The following is a 17,970-nucleotide window of genomic DNA, read 5'->3' on the forward strand; positions in this document are numbered from 1 at the left end:
GGAAAGCGACCTCACAAAGCTCAAGCTCATGGGCAACGGCGCGAAGGGCAAGTCCCTGCAGTTTGACGCAGCAAAGGGGGAAATCTCTGTCGTCGATCCCCCCGCGGCGGCCTACACCGTAAACGGCGGGGCGGACTGGACATCATGCGACTCGCTCAGCAAGGCGCTCACAGCGATGGCGGGCGCGGACAACGCGGCAACGTATCGGGTGCGCCTGATGCAGGATGCGGCCATGGCGATGGAGATTCAAAGCGGCACCTTCACCCTTGACCTGAACGGCTTCACAAGCGCGGAGTGGCAGCTTTCCGGGACTGCCAAGCTCACCGTGACGGACTCCGCGGGCAGTGGTAAAATCATCGGCGCAAATGCCTCCGAAAACGCCGCCGCCACGCCCGCCGTCTCTGCGACGGGACAGGCGGTGCTCACCCTCGCCTCCGCGGACGGCAAGGCCTTCACCCTCCAGGGCGGCAAGGGGCTGGCGAGCGAGACGCCGGCCATATGCAACGGCGCGCCCGGCGTNCCGGCGGCGTCTTCACCGGCGGCCGGGGCGGCAACAGCGCCTCCGGCAGCGTCGGCGCAAGCGGCGGCGACGGGATTTCTCTCAACAGCGGCGGCGGAGCCGCCGTCCTCACCGGCCTGACCTGTACCGGCGGCGCAGGCGGCACGGGCATGATGGGAGGGACACAGGGTGAGGGCCTATCGGCCGACAGCGTGGATGTCACGATCAACGGCGGCGCCTTTACCGGGCTCGATGGGTGTTCTCTTATGAATGGCATTGATGATACCAAGGACTGCCGGTGGGTCATTACTGGCGGCAGTTTCACCGGCAGCAGTTGTGGGCTGTATACGCAGAAGATGGGAGCGAATCCCAGCCTGTCCGTGACCGGCGGCGTATTCTCTGGCGGCAACGCCGCTCTGTACGCCAACCTGGCGGGCGCACTCTCAGGCGGCACCTTCACCGGAAACGGGGCGGACGCTTATGCCGTATCCTATGGATACACCAGCGGCACGGCCGCCAGCCTGCTGGCTCCCGGCATGGCCTATTTCGGCACGGACGGACAGCCGGTCACCGAGGGGCTGGGCAGCGCCGCTCTCGGCAAAAACACCATCCTGCGGGTGGCCCCCGCCGGCAGCACCCCGGAGCCGCTGTACAGCATCTCGGGCACGGTGTCGGACGCTCACGCCGCCGACCTGAAGGGCGCCGTGCAGCTCGTGCAGCGGGGGCGGGTTTTGCAAACGGTCACTCTGGGGAGTAACCCCTGCGCCTTCACGTTCTCCGGCGTGGCGCCGGGGATCTATACCCTGGTGGCCACCAACACAGTGGGAGGCTACCACGGAAGCACATACATGACCGACACCCGGCAGGTCACCGTCTCCGGCGGGGACGTGACCGGCGTTGCGATGGGCTGGAGCGCGGAACACTATGTCAGCAGCGAGGTGGAGGTCAAGGGGGATACGACGCCCCCCGTGTCCGCGGGCGGGCTGGAACAGGTCGCCGCATCGGTGGATAACAATTCCGATGTCTGTACGGTCAGGCTGACGGTGGAGGCCGTGGACGCCCCCGCCGACAAGGCGGAGATCGACGCCCTGGCCGCCGGGAAGGCCATGGACCTGTATCTGGATCTGCGCCTGGTGCTGCTGAAAGACGGTTTGGTCAGCGAGAACCTGACAGACGCCAAGGGCAAGATTCTGGAAATCACGGTTCCCTACGACTTCACGGATAAGCAGGATGTGACGGTCTACCGCAAACACGGGAGCGAAGCCGCCCAGGCTTTGATGCAGAATGACAGCGGAGACGATGGCACCTTTTCCCTGGACAGAGAAAACGGGTGCATCCACATCTACGCCAGCAAATTCTCCACCTATGCCGTGGGCTACATCCCAGTGGTAACGCCGCCCGAGCCCAATCCCAGCCACTCCAGCAGCGGCAGCGGCGCAAGCAGTTCCACCATCACCGCCACGGCGGGGACGGGCGGGAGCATCTCCCCCAGCGGCAAGGTACGTGTCAGCCGCAACAGCAGCAAATCCTTCACTATCAAGCCTGCGGACGGCTATGTGGTGGACGACGTGCTGGTGGACGGCAAGAGTGTGGGCGCGGTGGAACGCTACACCTTTGAAAAAGTCACCAAGGCGCACACCATCGCCGCCAGCTTCCGGGAAGAAACGGGCAAGGCCGCGTGGAACCCCTTTACGGACGTGCGGGAAGGCGACTGGTTCTATGACAGCGTGAAGTACGCCTATGGGCATAGCCTCATGCTCGGTACATCCCCCTCTGCGTTCTCCCCCGAAGCAAGCACGGAGCGCGGCATGATCGTCACGGTTTTATGGCGCATGGAAGGCCAGCCGGAGGCTGCCGGCATCCACGCCTTCACCGACGTGGGCAGCGGGGCTTACTATGCCGATGCCGTGGCCTGGGCGGACGGCAATGGGATTGTCCTGGGCTATGGGGACGGCAAGTTCGGCCCCGAGGACACCATCACCCGGGAACAGCTTGCCGCCATCCTCTGGCGCTATGCCCAATATAAGGGCAAGGACGTGGGCGCAGGCGGGACGCTGGAGCGCTTCACCGACGCAGCGGCGGTTTCCGGCTACGCACAGGAAGCGATGCGCTGGGCAACCGGGCAAGGCATCCTTTCCGGCAAGGGCGACGGCATCCTCGACCCCATGGGCCAGGCCACCCGCGCGGAAACGGCGGCCATGCTCATGCGGTATCTGCAAGGCGGATCATAACAACGAAGCGGGGCGATCGATAGATCGCCCCGCTTTTCATGCAAGGGGATATTATGGATACCGGACAACCCGTACCCATCATTGCCACTAATTAGGGCGCCGTAAACAAACGAAATATATGCTGCGAAAGTACGGTGTGGCTGCCTACTCTACGTAGCCTGTGGCAGAGGGCATCGACTGCCCCTTACGTTTTGGACACCAACTAGTTATCCGGCTGCTCGCCTTTTCACAAGCGGCCATACGCCGACAAGCGTGAGAAGCAAGAACGCATATCTATGACGGATTCAAAAACACAGGCAGCTATGTCCCTTGACAATAGTGCAATGGAATGGCTTATTGCCTCTATAAGGGGAACCCATATTAAGATCGACCCTGCATCGCTCTAAAAGCTGATTCCAAGCCAGATTGAATATATAATAGGAATGTGCTATAGTAATAGTGCAAATTCATAATGCAGTTAAATTTACAAAGAAAGAGGGAACAACATGAAAGTAAAAAAATGGCGGGCTGCAATGGCAGGCGTGCTCTTTTCTGGACTTATTAGCACCATGGTACTCTCTGTATCCGCCGCTGCAACAAACAAAAGTATTGGTAATGGTGCGGTTACTTTTAGGGGGATTACTTCTGAAAGCACCGTCCAAGTAGCTTTATACGATGAACAAAGCAAACCTGTGACCGTCCCCCTTTATCAAATGGATAAGAGCGCAGTGGTTTCCCATGATAAAACCATCACGGACGGGGATATGTTCCTTCTATATGATGCCTATGAGTTCCGTGGTTCTGTTTTAGTGCCAGCGAGCCAGTATGAGGACACAGGCATCCATTATGAGGATCATTCCAAGGATGGCACGGACATAACGGAAAGGAAATTTACTTTTACGAAGGACGGTTACTTTCTAGCGGAATATGACCCTGCGCCTCTTCGCACTTCATATGAGATTGTACCCAGCGATGATGTCCAGTATTGCATCATTCAGATTGGCGGTGCTGCAAAGCCCACTGAGCCTGCCAAACCGACCTTGGTTGCGACGCCAAACCAGTCAGCGGTACTGGTAAATGGCGTGGCCACTCCATTTGAAGCTTATACCATCCAGGAAAATAATTATTTCAAACTTAGAGATATCGCAAGTGTTTTAAACGGCTCTAATAAGCAGTTTGAAGTAACTTGGGATGGCGAGAAAAACGCTATTAACTTGATAACCAACCAGCCTTATACCGTGGTAGGTGGTGAAATGACATCTTCTGGTATGCAAGCGACCGTGACTCCCACCCTAAACACTGCGACTATCCTCCTTAACGGGAAACCGATTTCTTTGACTGCCTATACTATTAACGACAACAACTATTTCAAGCTCCGCGACCTTGCTGCGCAAATTGATTTTGGCGTAACCTGGGACGGCGCAACGGGTACCATCGGCATCGATAGCAATACAGGCTACACAGCGGAGTAAAAGTATCTTGAACCGTAGAGCGTGTACCGGCGTGATCAAACATGTCGGTACACGCTTTTTTTGGTACGCTGTGCTATTGGATGTCAAGGACACAATGTTATATCCTTTCACAACACAAATGGGCCGCAATCTTATTGGCCAGCCCCAAACTATGGGTTATACCCATACAAACGCCAGTATACAGCACGGGAGTTTCCCCCCGCCACCGCTGGTGTGTTCGCTTTTACATTGTGTATTCCGCCCATAAAAGCTACAGATGCGCCTGCAATTCCACGCGGCTGAGCTGCTGCTGTTCCAGCCCGTACAGTCCCTGCCCGGCTTGGCTGATTTCCCGGTCGCACGCGGCGTTCATGGAAAGAAAATCACGGTCGCTGATCTGTCCGGAAGCATTGTAGCCGAGCAGCTTGCCCTTCTTCTTTTGGGCAAGCTCTATTTTTTGTGGAGCGCATCCAACTGCAACACGACGCCGTTATCGTCATTTCCCAGCGAGCGGTACAAGGCGATTATCCTGTTTGCGGTAACCGAAAATACAGGGAATGGTAAAGTATTCAAATAGATACTATAACCGCAGACACCATAAAAGGGCGTGATCTGCATGAGCAATCGGCTTATAAAATCAAATCATAAGGTATTTGGCTAAGATTCCACACGATGAATCCGACGCTTTACTCCCATGGTGTGAAGTATCGGTTGGAAACCACTAAAATGGTTATCACAACCGAATACAGTATCCGGACTACTATTAGTCTACCTGCTGCCTGTGACCATCCATCGCGTTTACAAAAGCAGGCGGGATCCAGCCTGGGTCGATGCACTGCAATATGCGGTCAGGACCGATCGGCGGCAGGACAAAGGCAGCCTGGCAGCGGGAGGGTGTGCCTTGGTTTGTTAAGATAGCCCTTTTGCCACAGCAAATCCCAGGATTCTTATGATTCTTAAAATCATATTGACAACGCCATTTTGATTTGATACACTGATCACATCAAGATATTTTGATGTGAGGTGATACCTATGGAAGCAGCCCATCAAAAAAACGCCCGGGTATTTAAGGCTCTATGTGACCCCAACCGGCTTGCGATATTGGAACTATTGCGCACCGGCGAAAAATGTGCCTGCGTTTTGCTGGAAAAGTTAGAAGTAACACAATCCGGCCTTTCTTATCATATGAAAATACTGTGTGAATCAGGCATTGTAGCTAGCCGGCAAGAGGGGAAATGGACGCACTATCGCTTAAATGAATCAGGCAGAGAGCATGCTATCAACCTTTTGCGTCAATTAACCACGCCGGAAACAGAACAACATGAGGGTTCCTGCTCTTGCGGAAAATAACGCCATCCAAACGATGGCGTCTCTTCCGGCACTACACATCAAAAAATCTTGATATTACGAACGAGAGGTGAACGGTATGAAAATTTGGGACTTCCTGCAAAATGAAGTTCTCGGTATGAAATGGCTAAACCGGCTGATTGGCTCATTGCTGGAACTCTGTGGGGTGGATATTGGTACACGGATGGGCGGCAGCCTTCAGTTTTTCTTATATGACACAATTAAAATCATGGTACTCCTTGGGTTCCTAATACTTCTAATTTCCTATATCCAAAGCTTCTTTCCACCAGAGCGTACGAAAAAGATATTGGGGCGATTCCACGGCATAGGTGCAAACTGCCTTGCCGCACTTCTTGGTACGGTAACACCATTCTGTTCCTGTTCCTCTATCCCCCTGTTTATTGGCTTTACCAGCGCCGGGCTGCCTCTGGGCGTGACTTTTTCGTTCCTAATTTCTTCCCCTATGGTTGACCTAGGCAGCCTGGTTTTGCTCATGAGTATCTTTGGCTGGAAGGTAGCTTTTTTATATGTACTGCTTGGGCTGATAATTGCAGTCGTCGGCGGCACATTGATTGAGAAACTACATTTTGAGAGCCAAGTGCATGAATTTATACGCAAAGCCAATGCCGCTGATATCCCGCAAGAAAAACTGTACTTTAAGGATAGGATAAAATATGCATGGGAGCAGGTTATATCCACGGCAAAAAAAGTATTCCCCTATGTACTAGTAGGCGTTGGCATCGGGGCGGTAATCCATAACTGGATTCCTGAAGGCTGGATTGAGGCGGCGCTCGGCAGTAATAATCCCTTTGGTGTCATCCTTGCCACACTGGTGGGTATCCCCATGTATGCCGATATTTTTGGCACCATTCCGGCTGCGGAAGCCCTGCTTTACAAGGGCGCACAGCTTGGCACGATCCTAGCCTTTATGATGGCTGTTACAACGCTCAGCCTACCGTCCATGGTCATGCTGAAAAAGGCCGTGAAACCAAAGCTGCTGGCGCTGTTCATCGGCATCTGCGCCGTCGGGATTATCCTTGTGGGATATTTCTTCAACGCAATCCAAGCGCTCCTGATATAAGTAAATTGATTTAGGACGGGAGGTATGAAAGATGGCTTTATTTGCAAAGAAAAAGAAAAAAGAAACTGCTTCCTGCTGTTGCCAAGGCAGCTGCACACCGGAAAATTTGGAAAAGGCGCGGGCTGCCAAAGTAGAGGGGGTCTCTGTTAAAATCCTTGGTTCCGGATGCGTAAAATGCAACCAGCTTGAAGCAGCGGTCCATGAGGCCCTTGCACAGCTTGGGATGGAGGACACCATTGAACATGTGACAGATTTTACACAGATTGCCGCCTTCGGTGTGATGACCACCCCCACACTGGTGGTAGACGGTAAGGTAGTGTCCTACGGGAAAGTCCTGAAAGCCGGAGAAGTGATGGAAATCCTGAAAAAGGCACGGGGCTGATCCGATGAACGAAAAACCTAAAGTGGCGTTTATCTGTGTCCACAACTCTTGCCGTAGCCAGATTGCAGAAGCTCTTGGCAAACACATTGCGGCTGATGTATTTGAAAGCTACTCTGCCGAAACAGAAACCAAGCCGCAAATTAATCAAGATGCTGTACGGCTGATGAAACAGCTCTATGGCATTGATATGGAGCACACACAGTACAGCAGCTGCTGGCGGAAATCCCTCCAGTGGATATTGTGGTAACAATGGGGTGTAATGTGCAGTGCCCCTCCTTGCCGTGCAAGCACACAGAGGATTGGGGGCTGGACGACCCAACTGGAAAACCCGATAATACTTTTATAGAAACAATTAAGCAAATTGAAAAAAACATTAAACTGCTTTGTCTATCCTTGTTGCCTGGCTCTATTCCGTAAGGTTAAAATAAAACGCCCATGCTAGCATTGCTATATCAGCACTTACTTTTTATGGTGCAAAAACCAGCCCCTCCGGCCATCACAGGCCAGAGGGGCTTTCCCACACCCATCTTTCCTGATACAGTGCGGTGCGTTAGAGAATTGCCAGCGCGGCATTATCTGTGCTTCCCTGCCGGATATGCCCAACATGCAGGCCTCTACGCCAATTCCGTCCGCATTGCGGCAGGCTTTGTGCGCATAGCTGCGTACGCCCACATGCCATGCAAGCCATCTAACAATTTTCGTGCTTGTTCACAAAATAGCGCACCGAAGCGTTTAACCCTGCTTGGCATGCAAAGTAACCCGCAGGGTTTTCGCCGTGTCGTTCCGGTTGCCTGTGTAGTATATCACAATAAGGCCAATGCCCGCCGCACTTCGGTTTGCAATTATATAGCTTGCTGTGCGAGCGGCCTTGGCTCAAATAATTATGATATAACCCCTCCCGTCATTGGAGACGTATCACCTAACTGCCCTGCCCGTTACCGGCTCCGGCCGCCCAGCTCAACCGCCTCATACTGTAATCCATATATTTGTTTCTCTAGCCGTTTTTTCATCTTTTGTCCACTCCTTCTGCCGTCAGCGTCTGCTTTTGCCGTGGGGCGCACGCGCCCAGCCGTCTTGCGCGCGCGGCGACTCCACTATTTTGCTGTATGCATTTTTCATCCGGGTCATCCCCGCTTGCCCGCGCGCCGTCTTTCCCATCTGATAAATTCCACATATTCTCCATTTTTGTTGCTTTATTCAGATTATATGTGGCTTTATTGCTTTATATATTATCACGATTGTTTTGTGACCGGTATACCGTGCTTGCTGCTTTCGCTTCTTTTTTTACCGCGTTTCACGAAAGCGATTTAGATATTTTGCTTTTGCCCAGTCCTCTGCATGGTTCCCAGTGCCGTCCGGCACCTGCATGTGTTGCGCCGATTGACTGCAATTGACAGCCCGGCATACCTGGCGGCGCGGTTTATTTCCGCCCCGTACGCACAAAATAAATGCGAGGTGATTAGTATGAACCAGTACGACGGCTTGGGCGAAATGCTCAAAAGCGATCCGGCGGCATTTGATTATTACACCAGCCTGCCCCAGTATGTGCGCAGCATGATTGCCCGGCGCAGCCAGAACGTCCACTCGATGGAGGAGCTTCGCAACTACGCGGACAACCTGCTTCGCGGGGACGGCTGACCGAAGCGGCGCAAGCCGCTTCTTACATACCGCTTTGTACTTCCTGCGACGCGGAAAACGCTGCGACCGCGCCGTCCGCCGCCGCGGTCACGATTTGGCGGAGCAGCTTGGTGCGGCAATCCCCCGCCGCAAAGACGCCCGGCAGGTTGGTTTTACAGTCCTCCCCGGCGATGAAATACCCGCCCCCATCGCAGTTTACGAACGCACGGAACAGCGCCGTGTCCGGCTCCTGCCCGACTGCGACGAATACGCCGTCCACGGCCAGCACTTCCTTGCGGTTCTTCAGCCGCACCGCCTCGACATGCTGCGCCCCTTCGATCTCCGCGACCTCTTCCTGCAGGATGGGCTGGATGTTCTGCTTTTTGTGCACCGCCTCCTCCAGGTATTTTTCACCGCGGAAGGCGTCCCGCCGGTGGATCAGGTACACCCGCTCGCACAGCGCGGACAGCGTCAGCGCGTCTTCGAGCGCGGTATTCCCCCCGCCGACCACCGCCACGGTTTTCCCTCTGAAAAACGCCCCGTCGCACGATGCGCAGTATGATACGCCGCTGCCGAGCAGACGTTCCTCCCCCGGGCATCCCAGCTTTCTGCGCTTTGCCCCCACGGCCAAAACCAGCTTTTCCCCCGTGTATTTGCTGCCGTCCGCCGTTTGCAGCGTCCTTTGCTGTGCGGACAAAGCCAATACGCCGGTCACCTCCGCCGAAATCAGTTTTGCGCCCAGGGACGCGGCCTGCTGGTACAGCGCGCTTGCAAACGTGTAGCCGTCCGTCAGCGGCAGCGCCGGATAATTTTCAATCATCGCGGTCTCCGCGATCTGCCCGCCGTAAGGCGCGCGTCCCAGGACGATCACGTCCATCCCCGCGCGCCGCGCGTAGAGCGCCGCCGTAAGGCCTGCCGCCCCCGCGCCGACTACCAAAAGCTGCGTCTTGTGTTCCATATCAGTCCAGCTCCTTTAAAATAAATTTCCTCATGACGGGCAGGAACAGGCCGCCCAGGGTATTGCCCAGCGTGATCAGCAGCAAATAGGCCCACTTTTTGGCCGTCCATGCGCCCGCCAGGCTGAAAAAATACATGTTTGCAATGCAGTGTTCAAAACCGATCCCCGCGAAGACCAGCACGGGCAGGAAAATGGCAAACACCTGCATGGCCGCGTTGGGCGCCACACGGTAGGTGTGCACGGCAAGGTACATCAGCATCCCGCAGAAGAACGCCAGGACAAGCAGGCTGCATGCCGAATCCGCCATCTTGACCCCGACCAGTTCCTGCGCCCGCGCCACCACGCCGGTCAGGCGCGTCAGCCGGATCAGCCGCGCCACGGCAAACGTGCCGAGCCAGTTCCCCACCCAGGTCACCAGGACCTCCAGCATAAACGCCCGCTTGCTCCCCAGCAGGTAGCCGACCTTGCCGGTATACAGGTGCAGCCGGTACATCAGGATAAAAAACAGCCCAAACGTGAACAGGAACGACCCGATGAAGGGCTGGTCGGTGGAAAACAGCGCGGTGCCGCCGATCCCGACCAGGATGCCGGACAGCCACGCCGAAACCAATTGCCGTACAAAGAGCATTTCGCCGCCCCCTTTCCCTTCTTACATTTCCCCGCGCGGGCACGCGCTATGCATGCACCACCGGCAACCGGGCGGCATAGGATAGGGCAAGACTGAGAAAGGAGCCCACTTTTCCAATGAACGACTTTTCTGCATATAACCGCGAACCGGAATACCGGACGGACATGCTGCTCCCGCAAACGCCGTCCACCCGCACCCCTTCCCACCAGGCAGACGTCAACCCCACCCGCTCGGAGGAGACCGAGCGCTTTATCCCCCGTATCCCCCTGGAGGATGCCGAAGACACAGAGGCTCAAAACGATATTATTGAGCCGTCCGAGCGCTTTTTCCCCGGCGGTCCCGGGCCTGTCATCATCCCCCCGGTTACCGGAGGCCCCGGCCCTGTGATCCCCGGCCAAACCCTGCCGGATTGCCCCGGCGGCGGGCCGGGTCCCGTCATCCCTGACCGGCCGAATTTCCCCGGCGTCATCCTGCCGCTGCCCCCGACCGGGACGGCGCAGGTGCGGTTCCTGCATGCCGCGACGGGCACCCTGCCGTATTCGGTTTCCGTCGGTACCCGCACGGTCGCCCCAGGCCTGCGTTATGCCGAAGCGACCGATTACGCCCGCGTGGCGGACGGCTTCCGCACTGTCACGATTATGAGCGCACGCTCCCCCCGCTCCATCCTGCTGCGTAAAAGCATCCCGTTCCGCGCAAACGGGCGTACCACCCTCGTCATCGTCAATGCCCGGAACGGTATTGACCTGCTGGAAGTACAGGACAACGGGTGCGTCAATATGCCGCGCAACGCGGCCTGCTTCCGTATGGTCAATACCTCCTATACGGATATGCCGCTCGACCTGCTGCTGTACGACGGCCGCATCGTCTTTTCCGACGTGCGCTTCCGGGAGGCCACGACCTTCCGCCGGGTGCGTCCCGGCGAATACGGTTTTTACCTGGCCGCGACGAACGCCTCCCCGTATTTCCCCTTTGCGCCCGACGTGGATATTGAGACCGTCGAAGACCTGCCTATCCCGGTCGGGGACAATTACATCCCGGATTACGGCGACCTGATGCCGCTCGCCTCCTTCTACGAGGCCTTCCGGCAGGGCATCCTGTACACCGCCTATGTGCTTGGCCTGGGTACGCCGGATTATCCCTATTTCGTCACAACACTCGAAACCCGCTGAACTTGCGGACATAAAAAGACGGGGCGCCCTCCAAGGGATGCCCCGTCTTTTTACGCCTTATTCTGTTCCGCTTCGTCGACCTGATAGCACAATGTCATTAGGCTGTCGGAAAAATGCACATTTTCCACCGGCACGCCGAGCCCCTCCAGGTGGAGGTCCTCGCCGGTAAAGTTCCACAGCCCCTTGATGCCGCGTGAGACCAGCTCCCGCGCCATATCCGGCGCAAGGCCGCGCGGCACGGTAAGCACGGCAATATCCGGCTTGTGCTGCGACACATAATCGTACAGCTCAGAGCTGTCGCGTACCGTGACCCCGCCCGGCTCGGTCCCGATAATGGTTTTGTCCGTATCAAACGCGCACAGCAGGCGGAACCCGGATTCCCCAAATCGGAAATTCTTGATCAGCGCGCGGCCGATGTTACCGACGCCGACCAGCACGGCTGTGCGGCTCAGGTTGAGCCCCAGGATATCGGCCAACTCCTCATGCAGCTTTTCCACGTTGTACCCGTATCCCTGCTGCCCAAAGCCGCCGAAACAGTTGAAATCCTGCCGGATCTGGGAGGCAGTCAACCCCATCCGCTCCGCCAGCGCGCGGGAGGAGATACGCTGTACGCCCTCTGCCTTCAGTTCGCTGATGTACCGGAAATAGCGCGGGATACGCTGGACAACCGCCCTTGAAACTTCCTTCTTCTTCTCCAAAATCAAGCCTCCTGTGGCGGGATGCGCCCGGTTTTGCCGCCTTACAGCGATTCGATCGTCTCGAGGACGTAATCCGTGAACTGCTCGGCGGTCGCGCCGGTGTCGCGCCCGGTAATGGTGAATTTCTTATCCTCGAACATGCAGTGATCCAGCGCGCGTTCGAGCTTCTGCGCCTTTCCGACCTGGCCGATGTGCTCGAGCAGCATGACCGCTGCGCGCAGCATCGAGGAGGGGTCGGCGTACTGGGCGCGGCCTTCCTGCACCATACGGGGCGCGGAGCCGTGGATCGCTTCAAACATCGCGTAGCGCTTGCCGATATTGGCGGAACCCGCCGTGCCGACGCCGCCCATCATCTCGGCGGCCTCGTCAGTGATGATATCGCCGTACAGGTTCGGCAGCACGACGACCTGGAAATCGCGGCGGCGCTTCTCGTCGATCAGCTTGGCTGTCATGATATCGATATACCAGTCGTCAAACGTGATATCCGGGTAACCTTCCGCGATCTCCTGGCAGGTCTTGAGGAACTTGCCGTCGGTCGTCTTGATGATGTTCGCCTTGGTTACGCAGGTCACGCGCTTCTTGCCCGTCTTGTGGGCGTAATCGAAAGCCAGGCGCGCGATGCGGTCGCAGCCCTGCGCGGTCGCGATCGTGAAGTCGATAAACAGGTCGTCGTTATACTGCACGCCCTGGGAGCCGACCGCGTAGCCGCCTTCCGTGTTCTCACGGAAGAAGCGCCAGTCGATGCCCTCTTCCGGGATCTTGACCGGGCGGACGTTGGCGAACAGGTCGAGCTCCTTACGCATTGCGACGTTGGCAGACTCCACGTTCGGCCACGGGTCGCCCGCGCGCGGGGTCGTGGTCGGCCCCTTGAGGATGACGTGGCAGGACTTGAGCTCCTCCAGTGTGTCGGGCGGGATCGCGCAGCCAAGCTCCGCGCGGCGCTCGATCGTCAGGCCGTCGATGTGCCTGAACTCGACCTTGCCCGCGGCCAGCTCGTCCTTCAGCATGGCGCGCAGCGCCTTTTCCGCCATCGCGGTGATCATCGGGCCGATGCCGTCGCCGCCGCACACGCCGATAATCAGCTTGTCTAGCTTCTCATACTCTACAAAATCGCCCTGCTCCTTCATGCGCTGCACGCGCTCGAGCTGGCTGCGGATGATCTTTTCGTACTGCGCAATTGCGCTCTGGGAAATAGCTTCCATGGATGGTCCCTCCGTAAAACTGGTGTGGTTGCGGCAGGAAAACCTGCCTAGGCGGGACGGCGCGGGGATGCCCCGGCCGCCCCGGTACGATCTTTACTTTGCCTGCGCCTTCGCGTAGTTGAGCGTGCCGCCCGCGAGCAGCGCCGCACGCTGGCGGTCGGAAATATCGCAGTCTGCCTTGAACGTGCGCCCGCCGGCGGTCACGGTGACCTGGCCGCCGTTCCGGATTTCCTCCAGCACGTGCGGCAGGGAAATCACGTCGTTCAGGCTGACCTTGTCGTAGTCCGCCGGGTCTGCAAAGGTCAGCGGCAGGATGCCGGAATTGACCAGGTTGGCCTTGTGGATACGCGCGAAGGACTTCGCCAGCACGGCCTTGACCCCCAGGTAAAGCGGCACCAGCGCCGCGTGCTCACGGGAGGAACCCTGGCCGTAGTTTGCGCCACCGATGATCACGCCGCCGCCGTTTTCGCGGCAGCGCTCCGGGAACTTCGGGTCGACGTTGATAAAGCAATAGTTCGAATAGTGCGGGATATTGGAGCGGTACGGCAGCAGCTTTGCGCCCGCGGGCAGGATATGGTCGGTCGTGATATTGTCCTCGGTCTTGAGCACGACCTTGCCCGTGTAGGAAGCGGCCAGCGCCTCGCCCAGTGGGAAGGGCTTGATATTCGGGCCGCGGACGACCTCGACTTCGGCCGGGTTTGCCGCCGGCTTGATGATCATATCGTCGTTGACGTCGAAGTGCGCCGGCATCTCGATTTCCGGCATGCCGCCCAGGGTGCACGGGTCGGTCAGCACGCCTGCAATGGCGGACGCCGCCGCGGTCTCCGGGGAAACCAGGTAAATCTTCGCGTCCTGCGTGCCGCTGCGGCCCTCAAAGTTGCGGTTGAAGGTACGCAGGGAAACGCCCGCGGATTCCGGGGACTGGCCCATGCCGATGCAGGGGCCGCAGGCGCACTCCAGGATACGCGCGCCCGCCGAGATGATATCGGACAGCGCGCCGTTCTTGGCGAGCATGTTAAACACCTGCATGGAGCCGGGGCTGATCGTCAGGGAAACGTCCGGATGGACGCGCTTGCCCTTGAGGATCGCCGCGACCTTCATCATGTCGTAATAGGACGAGTTGGTGCAGGAGCCGATGCAGACCTGGTTGACCTTGATGCCGCCGATGGAGGCGACCGCCTCGACATTATCCGGCATGTGCGGCTTGGCCGCGAGCGGCTGCAGCGCGTCGAGGTCGACGGACAGCTCCTCATCGTAGGCGGCGTCCGGGTCGCTCGCAAGCGGTACCCATACGTCGCCGCGCCCCTGCGCCTCGAGGAACGCCTTGGTCACTTCGTCGGACGGGAAGACCGAGGTCGTCGCGCCGAGCTCCGCGCCCATGTTGGTGATGGTCGCGCGCTCGGGCACGGACAGCGTCGCCACGCCCTCGCCGGCGTACTCGATGATCTTGCCCACGCCGCCCTTGACGGTCATCTGGCGCAGCACTTCGAGGATAATATCCTTCGCGGATACCCAGGGCTTGAGCTTGCCCTTGAGGTTTACGCGCACCATCTTCGGCATGGGGATGTAATACGCGCCGCCGCCCATGGCGACCGCAACGTCCAGGCCGCCCGCGCCGAACGCCAGCATACCGATGCCGCCGCCCGTCGGGGTGTGGCTGTCGGAACCGATCAGCGTCTTGCCCGGCGCGCCGAAGCGCTCCAGGTGCACCTGGTGGCAGATGCCGTTGCCGGCCTTGGAATAGTAGATGCCGTGCTTCTTGGCTACCGTGCCGATGTACTTATGGTCGTCCGCGTTCTCAAAACCGGACTGCAGGGTGTTGTGGTCGATGTAGGCGACCGAGCGCTCGGTCTTGACCTGGTCGACGCCCATCGCCTCAAACTGTAAGTACGCCATCGTGCCCGTAGCGTCCTGCGTCAGCGTCTGGTCGATGCGCAGGCCGATTTCCTGGCCGGGAGCCATCTCCCCGTCTACCAAATGTGCCGCGAGGATTTTCTCCGCAATCGTTTTACCCATTCTTCTCTATCGCTCCTTGTGTTTCTACCGTCATGCAGCCTTGCGGCGCTGCATGCTGCATGCTGCTGGGATGCAGTTTCTATGGCGGCTTCCACAGCCTTCTCCACGGCGAAAACCCGCCGTGCCCGTTCAATAATAAACAAAAGAGGTCGTAAAACCTCTTTTATTTTACTCCATTTACGGCTTTTTGACCAGAGGTTTTCGCTCGCTTTTTGTACAAATATTTTCGCCGATATCCGCAGTGGCAAAAGCATTCTGCAAGGTTGTTCCAACATTCCCTGCAAGATACTCAAAATAAGCCTGGCTGCCGATCATCGCGGCGTTGTCGCCGCACAGGGACAGCGGCGGGAGGTACAGGTTAGCCCCCGTGCGCGCCGCCATCTGTCCCAGCGCTGTGCGCAGCACGGAGTTCGCCGCAACGCCGCCGGCGCAGGAAACGTCGCGCAGGCCGCTCTCCCGCACCACGGTTTCCAGCCGCGGCACGAGCGTTTCGGTCACCGCACGGCAGAACGAGGCCGCAAGCCCCGCCCGGTCGAGCGTTTCGCCCTTCTGCTCCGCATTGTGCGCGAGGTTGATCACCGCGGTCTTGAGGCCGGAGAACGAAAAATCGAGCGGCGCGTCCTTGATATGCGAGGACGGCAGCTTATACGCCCCGGGGTCGCCTCCCTGCGCGAGTTTGTCGATTTTCGGCCCGCCCGGATACCCTACGCCGAGCACGCGCGCAACCTTGTCAAAGGCCTCGCCCGCCGCGTCGTCCCGCGTGCCGCCCAGCACGGAGAACGAGGTGTAATCGTCCACGCGCACGATCATCGAGTGCCCGCCCGAGGCGACCAGCGTGATAAACGGCGGCTTCAGCGCCGGGAACGCGAGGTAATTCGCCGCGATATGCCCGCGGATATGGTGCACCGGGATAAACGGCTTGCCCAGCCCATAGGCCAGCGCCTTGCCAAAATTCGCGCCGACCAGCAGCGCGCCGATCAGCCCGGGCGCGCAAGTCGCGGCGACCGCGTCGAGCGCCCCCTGCCCCATCCCGGCCTCGGCCAGGGCTTGCCTTGTCACGCGGCAGACCGCCTCCATATGCCCGCGCGACGCGATCTCCGGCACCACGCCGCCGTACAGCGCGTGCGTTTCGACCTGGCTGTCCACGATATTCGATAAAATTTTCCGACCGTCCTCGATGACCGCCGCCGCGGTTTCGTCGCAGGACGATTCGATTGCCAATATTCTCATGTTTTTCCTTGCCCCTTCATTCTGCCGCTCGGGTTTGCAGCGTCTTTTCAAAGCATATGCGGCCGCGCCGCCGCGCGGCCATATCAGCGCATGGTGCCGTCCGAAATCTCCTTTGCCATGCAAACGCAGATTTTATCGTCCACGAACGCGCCGTAATTGGCCACCATACGGTACCCCTGCTTTTCGTAAAAGGTGATCGCGTCCGGTATCTCCGCGCCGGTTTCCAGCACGGCCCTATGGCACCCGCTCGCGGCGGCGTGCTGCTCAAGCGCACGGATGACCTGTGCCGCGACATGCTCCCGCCGGTAATCCGGCAGCACAAACATACGCTTGATCTCCGCCGTCACCGCGTCGTAGGGCTTCCAGCAGCCGCAGCCCACGGGTTTTCCGTCGGCATATGCCACGACGGCGCAGGACATCGCGGCAAGGTCGTGGTGCGGCGCGTAGCTTTTCGCCACATCGCCCCAGCTCGCCTGGAAATAAGCGTCCAGCATATCGACCAGCAGCTTCAGGTCTTCATTCCCAATATCCACAAATTTTAATGTCACTTGCATTCCTTACGCCTCTTTTATGTAACAAGTCATGAGCAGCGCATCCTCCTTGGGCGCCGAATAGTAATTCTTGCGCGTGCCGACCGGCCGGAACCCCGCCTTTTCATAAAGCGCGATCGCGGGCGCGTTGGAGACGCGCACCTCGAGCGTCAGGAAGGCCAGCCCCGCCTGTACCGCGCGCGCCGTAAGCGCATCCACCAGCAGCCGCCCGACCCCGCGGCGGCGGCGCGCCGGGGAAACCGCGACGTTTGCAATATACCCCTCGTCCAGCACGGTCTGGCAGCCGATATAGCCGCATACCGCACCGTCCGCATCTTCCGCCACCAAAAAGAGGGCGTTGGGGTTTTCCAGTTCCTCGCGCAGGGCGTTTTCGCTCCACGGTGCGGAAAAGCAGGCCGCTTCAAGCGCGGCGAGCGCGGGCAGGTGGCGCGCCTCCATCCGGACGGCCTTCATACGCGCTTTTCCAGCCCTTCGATCAGCCGGCCGACCGCCTCGTCGATCTGTTCGGCGGCATGGCGGTATACCGTCAGGCTGCCGCCGAACGGGTCGCTCACATCCGTGGGCGCGAGCGTAAACACCTTATCCGCAAACTGCGGGTACTGCTCCGTCAGGCGGTCGTACTGCGCGCCCGTCATACAGACAAGGTACTTTGCGCCGGCGGCCAGTTCCGGCGTGAGCTGGCGGGAGGCGTGGCCGGAAAGGTCCGCGCCGCGTTCCCGCGCCGCAATCACCGCGTTTTCCGACGCCGGGATGCCGTCAGACGTGAACAGCCCGGCGGATTCCGCCTCCAGCCCCAGCCGCGCTTCCCCGCCGCGCGCCTTGAAAAAGCCCACGCACATGGGGCTGCGGCAGGTGTTGCCCGTACACAAGAATATAATTTTGTCCATTGTACTTCACCCAATCCAGCATGTCAAAATGGTTATCATCCCTC

General features: G+C 58.5%; 17 protein-coding genes and 1 pseudogene. 9 read left to right on the plus strand and 9 right to left on the minus strand.

Going from position 1 to position 17,970, the window contains the following annotated elements:
• Positions 1-498: 498 nt before the first annotated feature.
• The 8 genes and pseudogenes from CZ203_RS14980 (at position 499) to CZ203_RS14870 (ending at position 8,608) form a co-directional block, all read left to right on the plus strand.
• A complete protein-coding gene (locus tag CZ203_RS14980; protein WP_207651261.1) occupies positions 499-2,730 on the plus strand; it encodes an S-layer homology domain-containing protein in 2,232 nt (743 codons plus the stop codon).
• 485 nt (positions 2,731-3,215) lie between these two features.
• Positions 3,216-4,181, plus strand: a complete 966-nt coding sequence (locus CZ203_RS03925; RefSeq protein WP_087064873.1) for a stalk domain-containing protein — start codon at positions 3,216-3,218, stop codon at positions 4,179-4,181.
• A 256-nt stretch (positions 4,182-4,437) separates the two neighbouring features.
• The gene (locus tag CZ203_RS03930; RefSeq protein ID WP_087064874.1) at positions 4,438-4,737 is read left to right on the plus strand and encodes a hypothetical protein; all 300 of its coding nucleotides are present in this window, start codon (positions 4,438-4,440) and stop codon (positions 4,735-4,737) included.
• A 455-nt stretch (positions 4,738-5,192) separates the two neighbouring features.
• Entirely contained in the window at positions 5,193-5,510 is a 318-nt protein-coding gene (locus tag CZ203_RS03935; RefSeq protein WP_087064875.1) for an ArsR/SmtB family transcription factor, read from the plus strand.
• 76 nt (positions 5,511-5,586) lie between these two features.
• Entirely contained in the window at positions 5,587-6,588 is a 1,002-nt protein-coding gene (locus CZ203_RS03940) for a permease (RefSeq protein ID WP_087064876.1), read from the plus strand.
• 31 nt (positions 6,589-6,619) lie between these two features.
• Positions 6,620-6,970, plus strand: a complete 351-nt coding sequence (locus CZ203_RS03945) for a thioredoxin family protein (RefSeq protein WP_087064877.1) — start codon at positions 6,620-6,622, stop codon at positions 6,968-6,970.
• Positions 6,971-6,974: 4 nt separating this feature from the next.
• Positions 6,975-7,387, plus strand: a pseudogene (locus CZ203_RS03950) (arsenate reductase ArsC).
• A 1,047-nt stretch (positions 7,388-8,434) separates the two neighbouring features.
• Positions 8,435-8,608, plus strand: a complete 174-nt coding sequence (locus CZ203_RS14870) for a hypothetical protein (RefSeq protein WP_200809424.1) — start codon at positions 8,435-8,437, stop codon at positions 8,606-8,608.
• 22 nt (positions 8,609-8,630) lie between these two features.
• Here the strand turns inward: CZ203_RS14870 and CZ203_RS03955 are convergent, their stop codons facing one another.
• Positions 8,631-9,545, minus strand: a complete 915-nt coding sequence (locus CZ203_RS03955; protein WP_087064878.1) for an NAD(P)/FAD-dependent oxidoreductase — start codon at positions 9,543-9,545, stop codon at positions 8,631-8,633.
• A 1-nt stretch (position 9,546) separates the two neighbouring features.
• Positions 9,547-10,173, minus strand: a complete 627-nt coding sequence (locus CZ203_RS03960) for a formate/nitrite transporter family protein (protein ID WP_087064879.1) — start codon at positions 10,171-10,173, stop codon at positions 9,547-9,549.
• 116 nt (positions 10,174-10,289) lie between these two features.
• Here CZ203_RS03960 and CZ203_RS03965 point away from each other — a divergent pair, with 116 nt between their 5' ends.
• The gene (locus tag CZ203_RS03965; protein ID WP_087064880.1) at positions 10,290-11,342 is read left to right on the plus strand and encodes a DUF4397 domain-containing protein; all 1,053 of its coding nucleotides are present in this window, start codon (positions 10,290-10,292) and stop codon (positions 11,340-11,342) included.
• A 50-nt stretch (positions 11,343-11,392) separates the two neighbouring features.
• Here CZ203_RS03965 and CZ203_RS03970 read toward each other — a convergent pair whose 3' ends face one another.
• From CZ203_RS03970 to CZ203_RS04000, 7 genes are all read right to left on the minus strand, one after another.
• On the minus strand, positions 11,393-12,040 hold the full coding sequence (locus CZ203_RS03970) for a redox-sensing transcriptional repressor Rex (RefSeq protein WP_087064881.1): 648 nt from the start codon (positions 12,038-12,040) through the stop codon (positions 11,393-11,395).
• Between the two features lie 41 nt (positions 12,041-12,081).
• Positions 12,082-13,242, minus strand: a complete 1,161-nt coding sequence (locus CZ203_RS03975) for an isocitrate/isopropylmalate family dehydrogenase (RefSeq protein ID WP_087064882.1) — start codon at positions 13,240-13,242, stop codon at positions 12,082-12,084.
• A gap of 93 nt (positions 13,243-13,335) precedes the next feature.
• On the minus strand, positions 13,336-15,258 hold the full coding sequence (locus CZ203_RS03980; RefSeq protein ID WP_087064883.1) for an aconitate hydratase: 1,923 nt from the start codon (positions 15,256-15,258) through the stop codon (positions 13,336-13,338).
• Positions 15,259-15,435: 177 nt separating this feature from the next.
• A complete protein-coding gene (gene tsaD, locus CZ203_RS03985) occupies positions 15,436-16,488 on the minus strand; it encodes a tRNA (adenosine(37)-N6)-threonylcarbamoyltransferase complex transferase subunit TsaD (RefSeq protein ID WP_087064884.1) in 1,053 nt (350 codons plus the stop codon).
• Between the two features lie 83 nt (positions 16,489-16,571).
• Positions 16,572-17,042: a GNAT family N-acetyltransferase gene (locus CZ203_RS03990; RefSeq protein WP_087064885.1), complete on the minus strand. Its 471-nt coding sequence runs from the start codon at positions 17,040-17,042 to the stop codon at positions 16,572-16,574.
• Positions 17,043-17,045: 3 nt separating this feature from the next.
• Entirely contained in the window at positions 17,046-17,492 is a 447-nt protein-coding gene (gene rimI, locus CZ203_RS03995; RefSeq protein WP_087064886.1) for a ribosomal protein S18-alanine N-acetyltransferase, read from the minus strand.
• Complete coding sequence (locus CZ203_RS04000) at positions 17,489-17,926, minus strand: low molecular weight protein arginine phosphatase (RefSeq protein ID WP_087064887.1); 438 nt, start codon at positions 17,924-17,926, stop codon at positions 17,489-17,491. Before CZ203_RS04000 ends, rimI begins: the two co-directional genes overlap by 4 nt.
• Positions 17,927-17,970 lie beyond the last annotated feature (44 nt).

The sequence above is a fragment of the Intestinibacillus massiliensis genome (genome assembly GCF_900155735.1).
Taxonomy (GTDB): domain Bacteria; phylum Bacillota; class Clostridia; order Oscillospirales; family Butyricicoccaceae; genus Intestinibacillus; species Intestinibacillus massiliensis.